This window comes from Dietzia sp. DQ11-71, assembly GCF_014144995.1.
Lineage (GTDB): Bacteria > Actinomycetota > Actinomycetes > Mycobacteriales > Mycobacteriaceae > Dietzia > Dietzia kunjamensis.
Window position 1 is genome coordinate 1 of the sequence record NZ_JAALDT010000531.1, and the last position, 1,644, is coordinate 1,644.

The window sequence follows — 1,644 nt, forward strand, 5'->3', positions numbered from 1 at the left end:
GTGGGCGGCGCCGCGGCGACCCTGCCGGCCGGCCCGTACCGCGATCTCGTGACGGGCAACCCCGTGCCGGCGCCGGCGCTCGTCGGGGTGCGGGCCGGGATGCAGACCGAGACCACCTCGTGCGTCTACACCAGTGGGATGGGCCGATTCGGTCGCATGGACCTCGAGCGACTCGACGTGGACGCTCCGCCTGCGGCCGCCTACGCCGAGATGTGCAACCTCGTGGCCTACTCGCTGGCCACCGGGACGATTTTCCAGCCCGGCCTGACCCTCGAGGTGGGCGGCCCACAGCCGCTCGTCGCCACCGCCGGGGTCTCACCGTTCACCGGGCAGGAGATCCTCCGGTTGGCACCCGCCGACCATCCGTGAACCCCGCCGGCCGGCCGTGAACCCTAGGGGCGCTGGCGGCCGTTCCGCTCGACGACCAACCGCGTGGTGGCGGCCAGCTGGAACGGCCGGATCACCGGCTCGATGCGGCTGATCAGCCGCTCCTTCTTGAGCTTGGCGATCACACTGCGCACCAGTTCCGGCAGCGGGTTCCCGGCGTGGTCGACCAGCGGGTAGATCCGCACCTCCGGCGCCACGCGGGCCATCTCCACGATCGCGTCGACATGGTCGGCCAGATCCATGCGGTCGGCATAGGTGAACAGCAGGTGCGAGCACAGCACCAGGTCGGCCGAGTCGTCGGCGAGAGGGAGCGAGGGAAGAGCCCCGGCCACATACCGCTCGGGGGCGGTGGCCAGGTGGCCCAGCATCCGGTCGGCCGCCGAGCGGCGGATGACCTCGTGCCCCACGACCCCGCCGCGGACGTCCCAGTCATAGTCGAACTCACGCGCGTGCTTCTGCGCCAGGGACCGCTCGACGTCCTCGAGGATCCGGCCGCGGAGGTCGTCCGCGCCGAGCGCGTACTGCGGGTCCACCGCGACGGCGTCGCCACCCGCCACACAGATCTCGGCCACCGCGCTGGCCGCGCCACCGGGGCAGTCAACGATGCGCCCCTTCAGGTCGGCCTCGTCCAGGCCGAACATATCGGTGTACTCGTCCAGCGACCGTGCACTGACGAGGACGTCGGTGTCCTCGAGCGCGTGGAAGGTGGTGTGGGGACTTGCGGTCACCTGGGGACTCTCCTGAAGTCGGCTGGCCCGGTCCTGTTCCGGGCCGTGGGGTCTGAATCGTTAACCCGGGTTCCGTCGGAGACCGCCTCGCATGGCGGATGCGGCCCGACCGATCCCGGCGGGCCCTCGCATCGTCGGTACTACGCCAAGACGGCGTGGGCGATGCGGGACCACGTCGGTCCGCCTCGCCAGCACATCAGCACGTCTTTTGGCACGCTCTCACCGTAACAGCGGGGTCGGACACCGGCCACCGGGAAGTTCACGGTGTTCAGAAGAGGCTGCCACACGAGGGTCCGGACGGCCGTGAGGTGGACCACACCGGCGACTCGGCACGCGTTAGGGTTCTGTCCCATCGGCGTGGGTCCTCTGCCGCGCGGTCTCGACCCCGGGAGCATTCGTGAGAACACCGTCCAGCCGGCGCACATCATCCGGACCGTCCACCGTCGCCGGAGCACTCGCGCTGGGCGTCGCGGTCGCCCTGGCCCCCGCCACGGGCCCGCTCGGCGCACCCGAGGCCGCCGCCCAGGGG

The 1,644-nt window shown here is 71.4% G+C and carries 1 protein-coding gene and 1 pseudogene; one reads left to right on the top strand and one right to left on the bottom strand.

What is annotated here, in order from left to right; translation table 11 throughout:
• Positions 1-369 (top strand): annotated as a pseudogene (locus G6023_RS15675) (DUF4261 domain-containing protein); the annotation flags it as partial.
• A gap of 23 nt (positions 370-392) precedes the next feature.
• Here G6023_RS15675 and G6023_RS15680 read toward each other — a convergent pair.
• Positions 393-1,115, bottom strand: coding sequence for a methyltransferase domain-containing protein (locus tag G6023_RS15680; protein ID WP_182636410.1), 723 nt, complete (start codon positions 1,113-1,115; stop codon positions 393-395).
• Positions 1,116-1,644: the final 529 nt, after the last annotated feature.